General features: G+C 67.8%; 12 protein-coding genes. 6 read left to right on the top strand and 6 right to left on the bottom strand.

Annotated features, from left to right (window positions below; all coding sequences use genetic code 11):
- Positions 1–17: 17 nt before the first annotated feature.
- Positions 18–521 carry a hypothetical protein gene (locus GJV26_RS05615; protein ID WP_229419183.1) on the top strand — a complete coding sequence of 168 codons (504 nt, stop codon included), beginning with the start codon at positions 18–20 and terminating at the stop codon, positions 519–521.
- A gap of 62 nt (positions 522–583) precedes the next feature.
- Here the strand turns inward: GJV26_RS05615 and GJV26_RS05610 are convergent, their stop codons facing one another.
- Both GJV26_RS05610 and GJV26_RS05605 read right to left on the bottom strand, forming a co-directional pair.
- Positions 584–1,087 (bottom strand): DUF6622 family protein, encoded by a 504-nt coding sequence (locus tag GJV26_RS05610; protein WP_155707964.1) that lies wholly within the window; start codon positions 1,085–1,087, stop codon positions 584–586.
- Positions 1,088–1,216: 129 nt separating this feature from the next.
- Entirely contained in the window at positions 1,217–3,022 is a 1,806-nt protein-coding gene (locus tag GJV26_RS05605; RefSeq protein WP_155707963.1) for an amidase, read from the bottom strand.
- 130 nt (positions 3,023–3,152) lie between these two features.
- Here GJV26_RS05605 and GJV26_RS05600 point away from each other — a divergent pair, with 130 nt between their 5' ends.
- Both GJV26_RS05600 and GJV26_RS05595 read left to right on the top strand, forming a co-directional pair.
- Positions 3,153–3,632, top strand: coding sequence for a (2Fe-2S)-binding protein (locus GJV26_RS05600; protein WP_155707962.1), 480 nt, complete (start codon positions 3,153–3,155; stop codon positions 3,630–3,632).
- A gap of 10 nt (positions 3,633–3,642) precedes the next feature.
- On the top strand, positions 3,643–5,877 hold the full coding sequence (locus GJV26_RS05595; RefSeq protein WP_216643111.1) for a xanthine dehydrogenase family protein molybdopterin-binding subunit: 2,235 nt from the start codon (positions 3,643–3,645) through the stop codon (positions 5,875–5,877).
- A 73-nt stretch (positions 5,878–5,950) separates the two neighbouring features.
- On the opposite strand, the gene GJV26_RS05590 is transcribed toward GJV26_RS05595, so the two are convergent.
- From GJV26_RS05590 to GJV26_RS05580, 3 genes are read right to left on the bottom strand one after another with little or no spacing between them, the layout of a single operon-like run.
- Positions 5,951–7,234 carry a hybrid sensor histidine kinase/response regulator gene (locus tag GJV26_RS05590; RefSeq protein ID WP_155707960.1) on the bottom strand — a complete coding sequence of 428 codons (1,284 nt, stop codon included), beginning with the start codon at positions 7,232–7,234 and terminating at the stop codon, positions 5,951–5,953.
- A gap of 3 nt (positions 7,235–7,237) precedes the next feature.
- Positions 7,238–8,707: an ATPase domain-containing protein gene (locus GJV26_RS05585; RefSeq protein WP_155707959.1), complete on the bottom strand. Its 1,470-nt coding sequence runs from the start codon at positions 8,705–8,707 to the stop codon at positions 7,238–7,240.
- Complete coding sequence (locus tag GJV26_RS05580) at positions 8,708–9,127, bottom strand: hypothetical protein (RefSeq protein ID WP_155707958.1); 420 nt, start codon at positions 9,125–9,127, stop codon at positions 8,708–8,710. It lies immediately after the preceding gene.
- A gap of 246 nt (positions 9,128–9,373) precedes the next feature.
- Between GJV26_RS05580 and GJV26_RS05575 the strand changes: the two genes are divergently transcribed.
- From GJV26_RS05575 to GJV26_RS05565, 3 genes are all read left to right on the top strand, one after another.
- Positions 9,374–10,597 carry an MFS transporter gene (locus GJV26_RS05575; RefSeq protein WP_173346156.1) on the top strand — a complete coding sequence of 408 codons (1,224 nt, stop codon included), beginning with the start codon at positions 9,374–9,376 and terminating at the stop codon, positions 10,595–10,597.
- Between the two features lie 135 nt (positions 10,598–10,732).
- Positions 10,733–12,670, top strand: a complete 1,938-nt coding sequence (locus GJV26_RS05570; RefSeq protein WP_155707957.1) for a helicase-related protein — start codon at positions 10,733–10,735, stop codon at positions 12,668–12,670.
- A 134-nt stretch (positions 12,671–12,804) separates the two neighbouring features.
- Positions 12,805–13,992, top strand: coding sequence for a DUF418 domain-containing protein (locus tag GJV26_RS05565; RefSeq protein ID WP_155707956.1), 1,188 nt, complete (start codon positions 12,805–12,807; stop codon positions 13,990–13,992).
- Positions 13,993–14,001: 9 nt separating this feature from the next.
- Here the strand turns inward: GJV26_RS05565 and GJV26_RS05560 are convergent, their stop codons facing one another.
- Entirely contained in the window at positions 14,002–15,633 is a 1,632-nt protein-coding gene (locus GJV26_RS05560; RefSeq protein WP_155707955.1) for a DUF4214 domain-containing protein, read from the bottom strand.
- Positions 15,634–15,667 lie beyond the last annotated feature (34 nt).

Genomic DNA, 15,667 nt, shown 5'->3' with positions numbered 1-15,667 from the left:
GGAACATAATGAAATTCATGCTGAAACTGTTTGGCGCCGGCTACATCGCCGTGTCCATCTTCTTCTTCGTCTGCGGCACCGCGCTGGTCGGCATGGCCGGCTGGGAAATCTGGGAAGCCCTGACGGCCGCGGTCGACGCCGAAGCGCCGCCGCGCTTCGTGCGCATCCTCGAGTGCATCGGCCTGTTGACGATCGCCGTCGCCGCCTTCGAGCTGGGGCAGACCGTGCTGGAAGAAGAAGTGCAGCGGGAAACGAGCATCAGCACGCCGACCCGGGTACGGCGCTTCCTGTCGCGCTTCCTGATCGTCGTCGTCGTATCGCTGTCGATCGAGTGCCTGGTGGCGGCGTTCGAATCGCTGCATGGCCACCCCGAACTGCTGGTCAACGCCGGCGTGATCGGTGGCTGCGCGGCCGCGCTGCTTCTCGCGTGGGGCGGCTTCATCTGGCTCAATGTCAGCGCCGAGCATCTCGAACCGCAGGCCATGCGGGAGGCGAAGGCCGAGGATGAAAACGTGGCCTGAGACCGCGCGCCCGGCAGGCGTGGTGCCGCCGCCGGCATCGTGCACCGCGCAGGCGCCGTGCCTCAGCGGCTGACTGCAGTCCGCAATGCGCGCGGCAGCGGCAGGCAACGCAGCGCCCGGCCGGCGAACAAACCGTTGAAGACACCGTACAGCGCGCAGGTGGCGCAGGCAAACCCGGTTTGCGTTGCCAGTTCCGGCCGCACGGTGCACAGCACGGCCACGGTATACTTCGCCGCGAAGATGGCCATGATCAGCGCCAGCGGCAGCCAGCTGCCCCGTTGCAGCACCATGCCCGGTGCGCTGCCGGGTGCCGCCGGCGAAGTGATGCGCCAGGCGGCCAGCATGCCGATCCCGGCGCCGGCGAGCCACAGGACCAGCGGCAGGCCGTGCAGGCCGAAGCGGCCGGCCATGTCCTGCAGCGACAACACCAGCATGACGACCGGCAGCACGGCCAGGCGGCGCAGCGGCACTTCGCCGTCGCGGCTGGCCGCGATGCCGCGCCAGGCCAGGAAGGCCAGCAGCAGCCAGACGTGGATGGGAGTGTGGGCGACGATCTGTTGCAGCATGATGGCTCCTGGTTGGGTTGACGGAGCCATCATGCTGCCGGTCCGCCGGCCGGGCCAGCCGGTTGCGACGAAACCGGTGCCCGGCGCCGCGAAACGGGGTAAAACGGCGGCGGAAGACCGGAAGCCGGATCAGAAGCCGGGCGGCCGCTCGCTGGCGACCCCTGCCAGCCGTTCCAGCGCCATGCCGGCGCGCGCCAGCGTGCCCTCGTCGAACAGGCGGCCGATCAGCGTGACGCCGTGCGGCACGCGCCGCGGCGGCGCGAACTTCGCCAGCGGGCGGGAAGGGTGGGGCGCCCAGTCGCTGCGCGCCTCGCTCACCTGCACGAAGCCGGTACGCAGGGTCAGCGACGGGTGGCCGGTATGGTTCGAGATGACCAGCATCTCGTCGCGCAGCGAAGGCACCAGCAGCACATCCACCTGCGCGAAAATCTGCGCCATGCGCTGCGCCACCAGGCGGCGCATCCGGTCGGCCTGCACGAAGTCGACGGCGGACAGGAAGCGCGCCTCGCGCAGCAGGTTCGGCCAGGCGTCCGGCGTCTGTTCGGACAGTTGCTCCATCTTGCCGGTCAATGTCCATTCCTCGAACGCGGCCGCCGCTTCGGCGAACAGGATCGTGTTCAGCGACCCGTAGGGCCAGTCCGGCAGCGCCACCGGCACCGGTTTCATGCCGGCCTTCTTCGCCAGTTCCAGCGCCGCGCGGTCCACGTCCGTGGCTTCGCGCAGCCACTCGGGCAGGTAGCCGATGCGCAGGCCGCGCACCGGAACGGCCGGATCGAAGTCCAGCTTCGCCGGCACGCTGGCCAGGTCGCCGGCATCCGGGCCGCCGATCGCGCGCAGCACCAGCATCGCGTCTTCCACCGAGCGCGTCATCGGGCCCAGCTTGTCGAGCGACCAGCACAGCGTCATCGCGCCGGTGCGCGGCACGCGGCCGAACGTGGGCCGCAGGCCCGTCACGCCGCAGCGCATGCTGGGGCTGACGATCGAGCCGCCGGTTTCGCTGCCGATGGTGAACGCCACCAGCGCCGCCGCCATCGCGGCACCGGGGCCGGCGCTCGAGCCGGACGCGCCTTCTTCCGGCAGCCACGGGTTCATCGTCTGACCGCCGAACCAGATGTCGTTCATCGCCAGCGCGCCCAGCGACAGCTTGGCCAGCAGCACGGCGCCGGCTTCGCGCAAACGCGTGACGACCGCGGCATCGGTCACCGGGGTGCGGTCCTTCAGCGGCTCGGCGCCCCAGGTGGTGGCGATGCCCGCCGTGTCCAGCAGGTCTTTCACGCCGTAGGGAATGCCGTGCAGCGGTCCGCGGTAGCGGCCCGCGGCGATCTCGCGGTCCGCCGCGCGCGCCTGTTCCAGCGCCTGGTCGGGCAGCAGCGTGATGATGGCGCGCAGCCGCGGATCGAACTGCCGGCAGCGCGCCAGGTAGATCTGCGTGAGCCGTTCGGAACTGAGCTTGCCCGCTTCGATCCAGCGCGACAGTTGCGCCACGCTGGCGTAGGCGATATCGGCATCGGCCGCCGGCAGCGGGCCGGGATCCGCGAAGCCGCGCACGAAGCGCGCCCGTGCCGGACCGGCTTGCGTGCCCGGCAGCAGCGGATCGAAACGTGACATCGGTACCAGGTCATGATCGAGCGGCACCCTGGCCGGTCCGGTGCGGCGTTTCGCCAGCCCCGCCAGCGACGTGGGCCAGGCCTGCGCCGCCATCTGGCGCTGCGCCGGCGTCAGCGCGACCTGCAGCAGTTTTTCCGCCTCGGCGAACGTGGCGGCGGTGACCTGCGGCCCGTCGGCGGGCAGCGTGCCGAAGGTGGGTGGCGCACCCGCCGTGGGCGGCGGTTCGGCGGCAGCGGCGGCGGTTGTAATGCCAGTGCCGGTGGCAGTGGCGGTGGCGGCCAGCAGGCCGAGCGGGGCGTTGATCAGGAAGCGGCGGCGGTCGGTCATCTAATACTGAAGTTTAATTGGCTGGAAGGCGATGCGAGTCTATCATTGGGACGACATGATCGCCGTCATTGCCCTATAGTTACACGTTTTGTGCCAGCTGTATCACCATCAACAGAAAGAAGGAGCCCGCATGCCCACCCTCAACATCAATGGCACCGACAAGACGCTCGACGTGCCGGACGATATGCCCATCCTGTGGGCCCTGCGCGACGTGGCCGGGATGACCGGCACCAAGTTCGGCTGCGGTGTCGCGCTGTGCGGCGCCTGCACCGTGCACCTGGACGGCCAGGCGATCCGCTCGTGCGTCACGCCGGTGTCCGCCGCGGCGGGCAAGAAGATCGTCACCATCGAGGCGATCGGCCAGGACCCGGTCGGCGCCAGGGTGCAGGAAGCGTGGCGCAAGATCGACGTGGTGCAATGCGGTTACTGCCAGTCCGGCCAGGTGATGGCCGCCACCGCGCTGCTGACCGCCACGCCGAAGCCGACCGATACGGACATCGACAACGCCATGTCCGGCAACATCTGTCGCTGCGGCACCTATGGCCGGATCCGCGCCGCGATCAAGATCGCCGCGGGCACCGCGGTTGTCGCCAACACTGTTGCCAAGTAAGGAGACCGCGATGGGATTCATGAACGATATTTCCCCGAGCCGCCGCCGTTTCCTGCGCGTGGGCGCCGCCGCCGGTGGCGGCCTGCTGGTCGCCTTCGTGCTGCCCGGCTGCAACCGCAAGGAAAGCGACCGCCAGGAAGTGCCGTCCGAGAAGGCGGTGGGCCACGCGGCCACCGCGGTGTCGGAGCGCGCGCCCGGGCTGGCGCCGAACGCCTTCATCCGCATCGACCGCGAGGGCCTGGTCACGCTGGTCATGCACAAGGTCGAGATGGGGCAGGGCACCTACACGTCGATCCCGATGCTGATCGCCGAGGAACTGGGCGTGGACCTGGCGAAGGTAAAGCTGGAGCATGCGCCGGCCGACAACAACCTGTACAGCGACCCGCTGCTGGGCGGGCAGGTGACGGGCGGGTCGACATCGATCCGCGGCGCCTGGAAGCCGCTGCGCGAGGCCGGCGCCGCCGCCCGCGCCGTGCTGGTGCAGGCCGCCGCGCAAACGTGGAACGTGGCGCCCGATACGCTGCGCGTGGCCAACGGCGCCGTCACGAATGCCGCGGGCAAGACGCTGCATTTCGGCGAACTGGTGGATGCCGCGGCAAAGCTGGAAGCGCCGAAAACGGTGACGCTGAAGGACCCGGGCGCGTACACCCTGATCGGCAAGAACCATGCTCGCCTCGACTCGGCGCCGAAGGTGGACGGCACCGCGCAGTTCGGCATCGACGTGAAGCTGCCGGGCATGGGCATCGCCGCCGTGGCCGCCAGCCCCGTCGTCGGCGGCAAGCTGATCGCCTCGAACGACCCGAAGGCGCTGGCCGTGCCGGGCGTGCGCGAAGTGCTGAAGATCGGCAGTGCGGTGGCCGTGGTGGCCGATCACATGTGGGCCGCCAAGCAGGGCCTGGCGGCGCTGGCGCCGCAGTGGGAAGCCGGCGCGAATGCCGGCGTGACGACCGCGTCGATCGTGGCCGACATGATGGCCAAGTCGCAGGGCGCCGGTGCCGTCGCCACCGACAAGGGCAACGCGCTCAAGGAGCTGGAAGGCGACTCGAAAGCGGGCCGCAAGATCGAGGCGATCTACGAGGCGCCGTTCCTCGCGCATGCGACGATGGAACCGATGAACTGCGCGGTCGACCTGCGCGCCGACGGCTGCGACCTGTATTGCGGCACCCAGGTGCCCAGCCTGGCGCAGGGCGCCGCCGCGAAGCTGACCGGCCTGCCGCTGGAAAAGGTGAAGGTGCATAACTTCTACCTGGGCGGCGGCTTCGGCCGCCGGCTGGAGGTCGATTACGTGACGCAGGCCGTGGCCTTTGCCAAGGTGAAGGCCAAGCCGGGCCCCGTGAAGTTCGTCTGGACCCGCGAGGAAGACATCCAGCACGACATGTATCGCCCGTATTACCTGGACCGCCTCGCCGCGAAGCTCGACGACAAGGGCATGCCGCACGCATGGTTCCACCGCGTGACGGGCTCCTCGATCATGGCGCGCTTCGCGCCGCCGGCCGTGAAGAACGGCGTCGATCCCGATGCGGTGGAGGGCGCGGCCGACCTGCAGTATTCGATCCCCGAGCTACGCGTGGAATACCTGCGCCACGAGCCGCCGGTGCCCACCGCGTTCTGGCGCGGCGTGGGGCCCACGCACAATGTGTTCGTGGTCGAAAGCTTCATCGACGAGCTGGCCCATGCGGCGAAGCAGGACCCGGTGGCCTACCGCCGCGCGCTGCTGGACAAGTCGCCGCGGCTGCTGGGCGTGCTGAACCTGGCCGCGCAGAAGGCCGGCTGGAATAAACCACTAAAAGCAATCGCCGGCCGCAAGGTGGGCCGCGGCGTTTCCGCCCAGTTCGCGTTCGGCAGCTACATGGTGCAGATCGCCGAGGTGTCGGTGGGGCCGGATGGCGACGTGACCGTCCACCGTGTCGTCGCCGCGCTCGATTGCGGCCAGCCGGTCAACCCCGACGGCATCGTGGCGCAGCTCGAAGGCGGCATTGTGTTCGGCCTGACCGCCGCGCTGTGGGGCGAGATCACGCTCGATGGCGGCAAGGTGGTGCAGTCGAACTTCGGCGACTATCGGATCATGCGCATGAACGAGGCGCCGCGCGTGGAAGTGCACATCGTGGCCAGCCGGGACGAACCGGGCGGCATCGGCGAACCGGGCACTTCGGGCATCGCGCCGGCGCTGTGCAATGCGATCTTCGCAGCCACTGGGCAGCGTATCCGCAAGCTGCCGGTTTCCGCCTCGCTGAAGAAGGCATGATGCCGGTCACCGGCCGGTGCAGTTCCCGGCCGGTGATGCCGGCCTGAACCGCTGCCGGCCTTGAACCGCCGGTTCAGCGCTGCCGGCGCTGCCGGCAGCCTTCCGAATCGATCAATGCCAGCAAACTGTCCGGCCGCACCGGCTTGACGAGGTATTCGTCGAAGCCGGCCGTGATCGCATTGGCGCGGTCCTGCGCCTGGCCGTAGCCTGACAGCGCTACCGCATAGAGGCTGCTGCCGCCGGCGCGCAGGCGCCGGATCACTTCCAGGCCGTCGAGACCCGGCAGCCCGATATCACAGATCAGCACGTCGAAGCCGCCCGCCTGTGCCTGCGCCAGGCCGGCAACGCCGTCGTAGGCCGCTGTCACCTCGTGCGCATCGAGTTCCAGGAAGCCTTTCAGCGTGTCGCACACGTCCACGTTGTCCTCGATCAGCAATACCCGGCAGGCCTCGTGGGCAGCCTGCGCCGACGGAGCGTCTTGCGGTGCGGCGGCCACCGGCGCGCCGGAGGGCAGGTCCACCGTGAAGATGCTGCCGAGGCCGGGGCCGGCGCTGTGGCCCAGCACGGTACCGCCGTGCATGTGCACGAGGTTGCGCACCACGTTCAGCCCCACGCCGAGGCCGCCTTCGGAGCGGGCCAGCGAACGCGGCCCCTGGGTGAACAGGTCGAAGATATGGGGCAGCACGTCGGCGGCGATGCCGGTGCCGTTGTCGCTGACCGTGACCAGCACGCGGCCTTCTCCTTCGCCTGCGCCGGCTTCCAGCGTGACCTGGCCGCCGTCCTGCGTGTACTTGGACGCGTTGGCGAGCAGGTTCGAGAACACCTGCGTGAGGCGCACCCGGTCGCCGTTCAGCGTGAGGTCCGGCGCCGTCAGGCGCACCGCCAGCCGTTGCCCTCGTTCGACAATGCGGGGCTGCACGGTCTCGACGGCACGTTCGACCACGTCCGCCAGCGTGACCGGCGCCACGTCCAGCGTGATGCGGCCGCTGCTGATGCGGGCCGCGTCGAGCAGGTCGTCGAGCAGGCGGGCCATGTGCTCGGTCTGGCGGCTGATAACGCTGCGCAGCGCGACCAGCTCCGGGCTCGGGGCGGGCATGCGTTCGAGCATTGCCGCCGCCATGCTGATCGGCGCCAGAGGATTGCGCAGTTCGTGGGCCAGCATCGCCAGGAACTCGTTCTGGCGCTGGTTGGCTGCTTCCGCTTCGTCCTGCAGCGTTTGGGCATTGACCGTGGCCTGCACCAGGTGCGTGTTGGCCTCCCGCAGCAGGTCGTTTTCGAAGCGGGCCTGCCGCAGCGCGACACGCAGCTCCGCCACGTCCCGCGGATCGTCGTCGCGCTGCTGCTCCAGGTCCGCCATCGTCTAACTGCCGTCGGACTGCGCGGAGGGGTGGCCCGACAGCATGCCGTCGAAGCGCACCCGGGTATCGTCGACCTCGATGCCGGCGTCGGTGATGCGGAACGCGCGCAGCGCGGTGCTGTGCGAGCAGCCGCGCAGCTTGACGACCGAGATCACCTTCGTCAGCTCGCCTGCCATCTCGACGTAGCGGGTGGCGATGATGCCGTCGGCCAGGAACGCGATCTCGGAATCGGAAAAGCGCAGCTCGGTGAAACGGTCCTCGGTGCCCATCGTGAGGATGACGGTGACGCCCCGCTTTGCCAGGCTCGACAGGATACGGAACACGGTCAGGCGGAATTCGCGGCGGAATTCCGGCGCCAGGTACAGCAGGAATTCGGACAGCGAATCGATGACGACCCGCTTCGCGCCCGTTTCGTCGATCGCAGCCAGCAGGTCTTCCAGCAATTCGTCCGCGGTCAGGTCGAGGGCGCGGCTTTCCACGATCCGCACATGGCCGGCCTGCACCATCTCGGCCAGCGCGGCATTGCGCAGCCGCGCCGTGCCTTTCTCGAAATAGCAGGCCACACCTTTCTCGCCCTGTCTCACGCCCTCGGCCAGGAACTGGGTGCCGAGGATCGTCTTGCCGGAGCCGGAGGGTCCGCTGACGAGAATCGAATGACCCTGCGGGATGCCGCCGTGCAGCAGCGTGTCGAGCGACGGCACGCCGATGGAAACGCGGCGCGGATCGCGGTCCACCGGCACGCCGGGCAGGCGGTCCGCGGCCAGTGGCGGCAGCACGCGCGGGAAGATGCGAACGCCGTCATCGCTGATGCGGAACGTGTGCATGCCGGCCATGTGCGCCTGCCCGCGCATCTTGACGATGCGGATCTTGCGCACGATCGAATTGTCCTGCTGGGATTGGGCCAGCGACAGCACGCCGTCGGCCACCGTCATGATCGGATTGGCCTCGGCCTCGACATGCACGTATTCGCCGATCAGGAACGTGGTGGCCTGCCAGCTGGTCATCCGCGTGCCCAGTTCCTGGATGAAGTGCTGCAGGTCGGCGATGCCTTCGCTGCCGCTCCTGGCCGTTTGCGCCACCGAGCGGAACGAATCGACGAAGACCAGGCTGGGCGAAAACGCCTCCACCTCCTGCATGATGCGTTCGAGCACGCCGGAGAAATCGCCGCCGCGCAGGTCATCGGCCAGGTTCACGTAGCGGATCGCGCCGCCGACCTTGTCGAGTTCGAAGAAGCTGTACTGCTGCTGGTAGCGCAGCATCTTCAGCGGCGGTTCGCCCAGCACTGTGAAGAACAGCGCGCGCCGTTCGGTCGTGGCCAGCGCGAACATCATCTGGTGCGCCAGCGTGGTCTTGCCGCTGCCGGGAGCCCCGGCGATCAGGTTGAAGGAATACTCGCCCAATCCGCCGCCCAGCAGGGTGTCAAGCCCCGGCACACCGGTCTCCAGCAATCCCAAACTCACTTTGTCGGTCATTTACTTCTGCTCCCCTGCATTGTTTGGTGCCTGTGCGCCGTTCCACGCGGTATCGATCAGTTGTGTTGTCAGCGCTTCGCCGATCAGCTCGGAAAGCAGCCGCGTAAACGTGGTCAACAGGGCTTCGTTGGCCAGCGCCGCCTGCGCTGGTTCCGCCTTGGCAAGGTCTTCCTTCAGTGCGCTGAACAAGGCGTCCAGTGTCTGCGACGACGTGCCGGCGGTCAGCCAGCCGTGCTGCCGGGCCAGCAGGCGTCCCGTGCGCCCGTACAGGGCGCCGAATCCCATCTCGCCGATCAGGGGGCTCAGGTGTACCGCCAGCGAGCGCCAGGGCAGCAGGTGCCGGTCCGCGGCGTCCGCACCGCCGGGCTGTGCCAGCATCGCGCGAATCACTTGCCGGCGCTTCTCGTCTTTGTTATCCATGCATGCTGATCAGTATGTGGGTGCTGGGCGGTCGAAGATGTGCCTGCCGCCGGTGGCCGCCATTATAGCCGCGCAAGGAGGAATGACCCGGCACGCGGGAGGTGCTGATCGTGCAAGACAGCGTATTGCACAGGAATCGTCGCATTGTTGATTCAATAACGCAATCGGATTTGCTTGCCGTGGCGGCCTCGAGCACGATTTTCCGCACCATGCTATCCTGCCCGGCTTCATTTTTCCGGCGGCATCATGCAAGAAGCATCCCACCTCGATTCAAACCTCCCCACCATCATCGCGCCGCGCGGCGCCGGCATGGCCGAGCTGGCGCTGGCCATCGGCGGCCTGGCCATCGGCACCGGCGAATTCGCGTCGATGAGCATCCTGCCGCTGGTGGCGCAGGACCTGGGCACCACGCTGCCCGCCATGGGCCACATGATCAGCGCCTATGCGCTGGGCGTGGTGGTGGGCGCGCCGCTGATCACGATCTTCATGGCGCGCATGCCGCGCCGGATGATGCTGATGATCCTGATGCTGATGTATGCCGTCGGCAACATTCTCGGCGCGCTGGCGCCCACCCCCGGCCTGCTGATCCTGGCGCGCTTCGTGGCCGGCATTCCGCACGGCGCCTATTTCGGCGTGGCCGCCCTGGTCGCCGCCGCGCTGGTCACGCCCGACAAGCGGGCCCAGGCCGTCGGCCGGGTGATGCTGGGCCTGACGGTCGCCAACATCTTCGGCGTGCCGCTGGCCACCTGGCTGGGCCAGGTGATGGGCTGGCGCTCGGCCTTCGCGATCGTCGGCGCGCTGGCGCTGCTGACCGTGGCGATGGTGTTCGTGTTCCTGCCGTTCATCGCGGCCGGCAATTCCAGCATCCGCGGCGAGCTGGGCGTGTTCCGCCGCCTGCAGGTGTGGCTCACGCTGCTGATGGTGGCCATCGGCTTTGGCGGCATGTTCGCAATGTACACCTACGTGACGCCCACGCTGCAGCAGCTCACCCACGCGTCGCCGCTGGAGATCTCCGTGCTGCTGGGCCTGATCGGCGTGGGCATGACGGTGGGCAGCCTGGCCGGCGGCTGGCTGGCCGACCGCAACCAGACAGCGACGATCTTCGGCGTGCTGATCTGGGAAGCACTGGTACTGGCGGCGTTTGCCTGGACGAGCTCGAACCTGTGGCTGGCCGGCCTGAACCTGTTCCTGATCGGCACCGGCATCGCCGTGGTGCCGGCCGTGCAGACGCGCCTGATGGACGTGGCCGGCGATGCGCAGACGGTGGCCGCGGCACTGAACCATTCGGCGTTCAACATCGCCAACGCGCTGGGCGCCTGGGCCGGCGGCCTGACGATCGCGGCGGGCTACGGCCTGCAATCGACGGCGCTGGTGGGCGCGCTGCTGCCGCTGGGCGGCATCGCCGTGCTGGCAATATCGCTGGCGGTCGATCGGAACAGCGCCCCCCGCGCGGCGGTGCCGGCAGCCTGATTTTCCATATCGACGGCAGCGGTGCCCGCCACGTGAACCGGGCCCGGGGCAAGGTTCCGGCCTGTTCCCTGATGTGCTGCAGGCCGCGGGGCAGGCGAGCTATACTCGTGGCCCCATCCAGACCTCGCGTTGGCAATGACTGAAGAACTTGATGACGACCGGTTGAGCCTCGAGCTCGGCCTGGCGCAGCGCGGTATCGCGCTGATGAAGCTGGAGGGCAGGGTGTTCCTGCGCTTCGACGGTACTGTCGAGACGGCGGGGCTGCGCGTGCCGTATGCGCTGGTGCCGGCGCAGGGCGTGCTGGCCAAGCCGTCGAAATGGCGCAAGCTCGACAGTGAAGCGCGCGCGGCGCTGATCCGCGAACGCTCGAACGAGCGGGCGCTGCGCGAACTGCATGACAGCGCGGCCGCGTTCGTGACCGAACTGGCCGCCGAGTGCGAGGAATTCGGCCTGGCGCCGATGGATTTCCTGCATACGCTGCACGATGTGCAGACCTCCGAGCCGGCCGGCGCGGTGTTCGACCGGATCCGGCAGCGGCTGGGCCACGCGGTGGAGCGGCAGCGCGAGGAGCAGCACGCGGAACGCACCCGCCAGAGCATCAACCTGGCCGAATATCCCGCCTCGTTCGAGGTGGCGCGCCGGCTGCCGCGCAAGTTCATCGCGTTGCTGGGCCCCACCAATTCCGGCAAGACCCACAAGGCGATGGAAGCGCTGGCCAAGGCGGCCAGCGGCGTGTACCTGGCGCCGCTGCGGCTGCTGGCGCTGGAAAACTATGAACGGTTGCTGGAGGTGACGCATCACGGCAAGCCGCTGGCGGTCAGCCTCGTCACCGGCGAGGAACGGCGCCTCGCCGAAGACGCCACGCACGTGGCCAGCACGGTGGAGATGCTCGATACCCGCACCCCGGTCGACGTGGCCGTCATCGACGAGATCCAGATGCTGGCCGACCGCGACCGCGGCGCCGCATGGACGGCGGCCGTGTGCGGTGCCCCGGCCCGCACCGTGTACCTGGTGGGCGCGCCCGAAGCGCGCCGCGCGGTGGAAGCGCTGGCCGAGCGGCTCGAATGCCCGATCGAAGTGCACGTGATGAAACGCAAGGGACCGCTGTCGATGGAAGACGGCGCGGTGCGCAAGGTGAAGAACCTGCGGCCGGGCGACGCGCTGATCGCGTTCTCGCGGCGCGATGTGCTGATGTGGCGCGACATGGTGGCGGAGATGGGCCATTCGGTCGCCACCGTGTACGGCAACCTGTCGCCCGAGGTGCGCCGCGCGCAGGCGCAGCGCTTCCGCGACGGCGAGGCCGACATCGTGGTGGGCACCGATGCCATCGCGATGGGCCTGAACATGCCGATCCAGCGCATCGTGATGACTTCCACGGTGAAATTCAACGGTGTCGAGGAAGAGGAAATCCCGGCGCCGCTGGCACGCCAGATCGCCGGGCGCGCTGGCCGCTACGGCATCCATGAAGAGGGCCTGGTCGCCGGCTACGACGCGGACAGCCACGAGGTGATGCGCTCGCTGCTGAAGGAAAAGCCGGTGCCGCTGAACAGCAGCGGCTTCGCGGTGGCGCCCACGCTGGAACACCTGCACCGGATCGCGGCGGTGACGCAGGAAACCTCGCTCGCCAAGCTGCTCAAGCGCTTCATCCACAACATCGACGTGCCGGACGGCTTCTTCTACCCGCGCATCACGGAAGACCAGATGGAGCGCGCCCAGTGGCTCGACACGCTGCCCCTGACGGTGGCCGAGAAATTCGCGCTGTCGCTGGTGCCCGTGTCGAGCAAGGTGGTGGCCCTGCAGCGCGCGTGGGAAAACTGGTGCGTGGCGCTGTCGAAGAAGCGCGTCACGCGGCTGCAAGCCGACAACTACCAGCTGCACCACATGACGCTGCAGGAAGTCGAGGATACCTGCCGCCTGTATTCCGCCTACGCGTGGCTGGGCTACCGGCTGCCGGAGTATTTCCCCGATATCGAGCTGGCGCTGGACCTGTCGCGCGCGGCATCCGCGCGGGTCGATTCGATGCTGCAGGACCAGAACACGTCGTCCCGGCGGCGGCATCCCCGGCGGCGGTGAGCGGACGACAAGCCGGCGTCAGTGTTCCTGCAGCTCCGCGGCCTGGCACCGGTGTGCCGGGCGCATTTGCCGCTGGTAATTGATAACGATTTCATCGACAATCGTCGGCACCGTTCACTCCCGACAGGACAGCGATGCCGCCCACCACTTCCCGCCTGGATCTCGTCGACGCGCTGCGCGGTTTCGCCATCGTGTCGATCATGTTGCTGCATAACATCGAGCACTTCGACCTGTACCACCGGCCGGCCGGGCAGCCGGCATGGCTCGTGGCGCTGGACCAGGGTATCTGGGATACCGCGTTCTTCCTGTTCAGCGGCAAGTCCTACCTGATCTTCGCGCTGCTGTTCGGGGTGACGTTCGCCATCCAGTTCGGGCGCCGCGCCGCTGCCGGCGAGGATTTCCGGCCCCGCTTTGCCTGGCGCATGCTGTTGCTGCTGGCATTCGGGCTCGTCAACTCGCTGTTCTACCAGGGCGACATCCTGTCGTACTACGCGGTGATGTCGTTCGCGCTGCTGCCGGTGGCGCGGCTGGGCATCCGCTGGGTGCTGGCCATCGCGGCGCTGCTGTTGCTGCAGCCTCTTCTCTGGGTCGATGTTGTGCAGGCGCTGCCGCGGCCGGACGCGAAACTGGCGGACCCGGCCTCCTGGGCATATTTCGGCCGGGCCAACGACTACATGACGCAGGGCACGCTGCTGCAGACCTATGCCGGCAATTTCACGAACGGCAAGGCCGCGGCCGTGCTGTGGAGCTGGGAAAACGGCCGCTTCTTCCAGATTCCCGCGCTGTTCATGCTCGGCATGCTGGCCGGCCGCGCCGGCGTGTTCGCGCTGACCGATGCCAACCGGCTGTTCTGGCGGCGCATGCTGGTGCTGGCGCTGGCGTGTTTCGTGCCGCTCTATCTTGCAACGGAAAATATCGATGCGGCCGTGGCCGGCGAAGCGCTGCGGCGGCCGCTGCTGGCGATCGCCAAGTCATGGTCGAATTTCGCGCTGATGGGGGCGATCGTTGCCGTATTCGCGCTGCTGTACCAGCGCGGCACTTTCCCCCGCGCGCTGAACGCCTTCGCGCCGCTCGGCCGGATGAGCCTGACAAGCTACATGGCGCAGTCGGTGGTGGGCACCGCGCTCTACTACGGTTTCGGTCTGGGCCTGTACCAGGTCACGGGCGCGACCGTTTGCCTGCTGATCGGCATCGCGCTGGCGGTGCTGCAAGGGCTGTTCTCGGCATGGTGGCTGCGGCGCCACCGGCAGGGTCCGCTCGAGGCGCTGTGGCATCGCGCCACCTGGATCGGCGTCGTCCGGGCGCAACCGGCCGCCAGCTGAGACGCTGTTTCAGCCGTACGGCGTGTAGCTGAAGCCGTTGCCGAGCGTGCCCAGTGCGAGCTGCTGGTTTTCGGCGCTTTCGCTAAATCCGATCAGCACGCTGGCGCGGTCGACACCCTGGTCCAGAGCGCCGGTCCAGAAGGTCACGCCCGCCGCCTCGCCCGGCCGGTGGAGGGCGTTCTCGTACAGCGCTTCGACGAACGCTGCATTGCTGCTGTTCGCGCCATACAGGTCGGTGAACTCCTTGCTGGCGATGAATTCGCGTGCGATGGCGTGCAGCGCCATGCCGTCGTCGCGCAATCCCGTCCAATAGCCGAGCCCGGCCTTGTCCGGCGTGCGGTCGAACGCGGCCTGGTACAGGCGGTAGAGCTGGCCGAGGTCGCCATCCAGCGAGAACGCCATCACATCGGCGCTCTTTGAGAAATAGACGCGCTCGACGTCGATGAGCAGGTCGCGGTAGCTGCTCCATGGCCTGCTGACCTCGACCTTGCCATTGCCGATGGTAAACGTGTAATCGCCTGGCTTGCCTCCGTAGATAGCCACGTCTAAGGCGCCATTGGTGCCCTGCAGCGTCGAGCCCAGATAGTCGCCGGTGCTTGACCCGACCAGGTTGCCATCAGAGACACCGTCGACTTTCACGGTCGTGTGATTTCCCTCGGAATAGCTGTCTTTCCGGATATTGCCGGTCAGGTCCGTGAGCGCGCTTGCACTGATGCTAACGATAGGATTCCGGTAGGGCATCAGGTTGAAGCCGGGCTTGAGTGTCAGCGTATTGCCGTCGATAGACACGGCCGCGCTGGCGATGTCCCACGTCGTGCCGTCCAGGGAAATCGTGCCGCTGCCAAGGCGGATCCCTTCGTCGAACGTGATGCGGATCGGGCCGTCGATGGTGCTGGTGGCGGAGACTACCGCAGGCCCGGTCTTGTCTGCGGCCGAGACCGCTACTTGGTAGTGCACCGGCGAGGCTGGCGTCGAGTAGCTCGGCATGCCCACGGTGATGTCGTAGACGCGCGTTTCGGTGGCCAGGAAGGACATGGTAACGGTCGTCCCGCCTTGCCCTCCATAGGCGTTGCCGCCATCTGGCCGCGAGTAAGTAGCGTCCCTGTCGTTGAAGGCGCGCAGCCAGGCATCGGCTTCCATCGTATCCGCCGTCACGGTCACGGTATAGGTGAGGCCGGCTGTTGCAGAAACGCTGTAGTGTTCCCTGTCGCCGGCATAGTCGAAGAAGGCATCCGCCGTGCCACCCGCAGCCAATACCCGGGCGGAGGCGCTGCTGTTGCCGTAGTCGTCCGCTGCGGCTGTCATGCCGATCGTATATGCCGTGGCAATTGCGCTGTCGACCCGCAGGAAGTACTGGTGGCCGGGCTGTATGTACGTGTACGGATTGGCCAGCGGGTTGTAGGTGAAATGGTCTGTCACATTGGTGGACAACGGCCAGTCGGGTTGCGCCCTGTCGATGATGTAGATGGCCTGTTCGGTTCCCGCTGCCGTGGTGGCGGTAAACCGGTATGCATCGTCAGGATCGAGCTCCAGCCGGATCCAGTCCATTTCGCCAACGGTTGCGATCGTGCTGGAAAACCGCCCTCCGTTTGCCAGGGAACCGACGGTGGTTGCCTCGGTAGGGTAATTTGCCATGCTCATGATGCCTCCTTGAATTGGGAGGCGGAACTATACA

Source organism: Pseudoduganella dura (genome assembly GCF_009727155.1).
Classification (GTDB): Bacteria; Pseudomonadota; Gammaproteobacteria; order Burkholderiales; family Burkholderiaceae_D; genus Rugamonas; species Rugamonas dura.
This window is presented reverse-complemented; position numbering and strand designations above follow the sequence as displayed.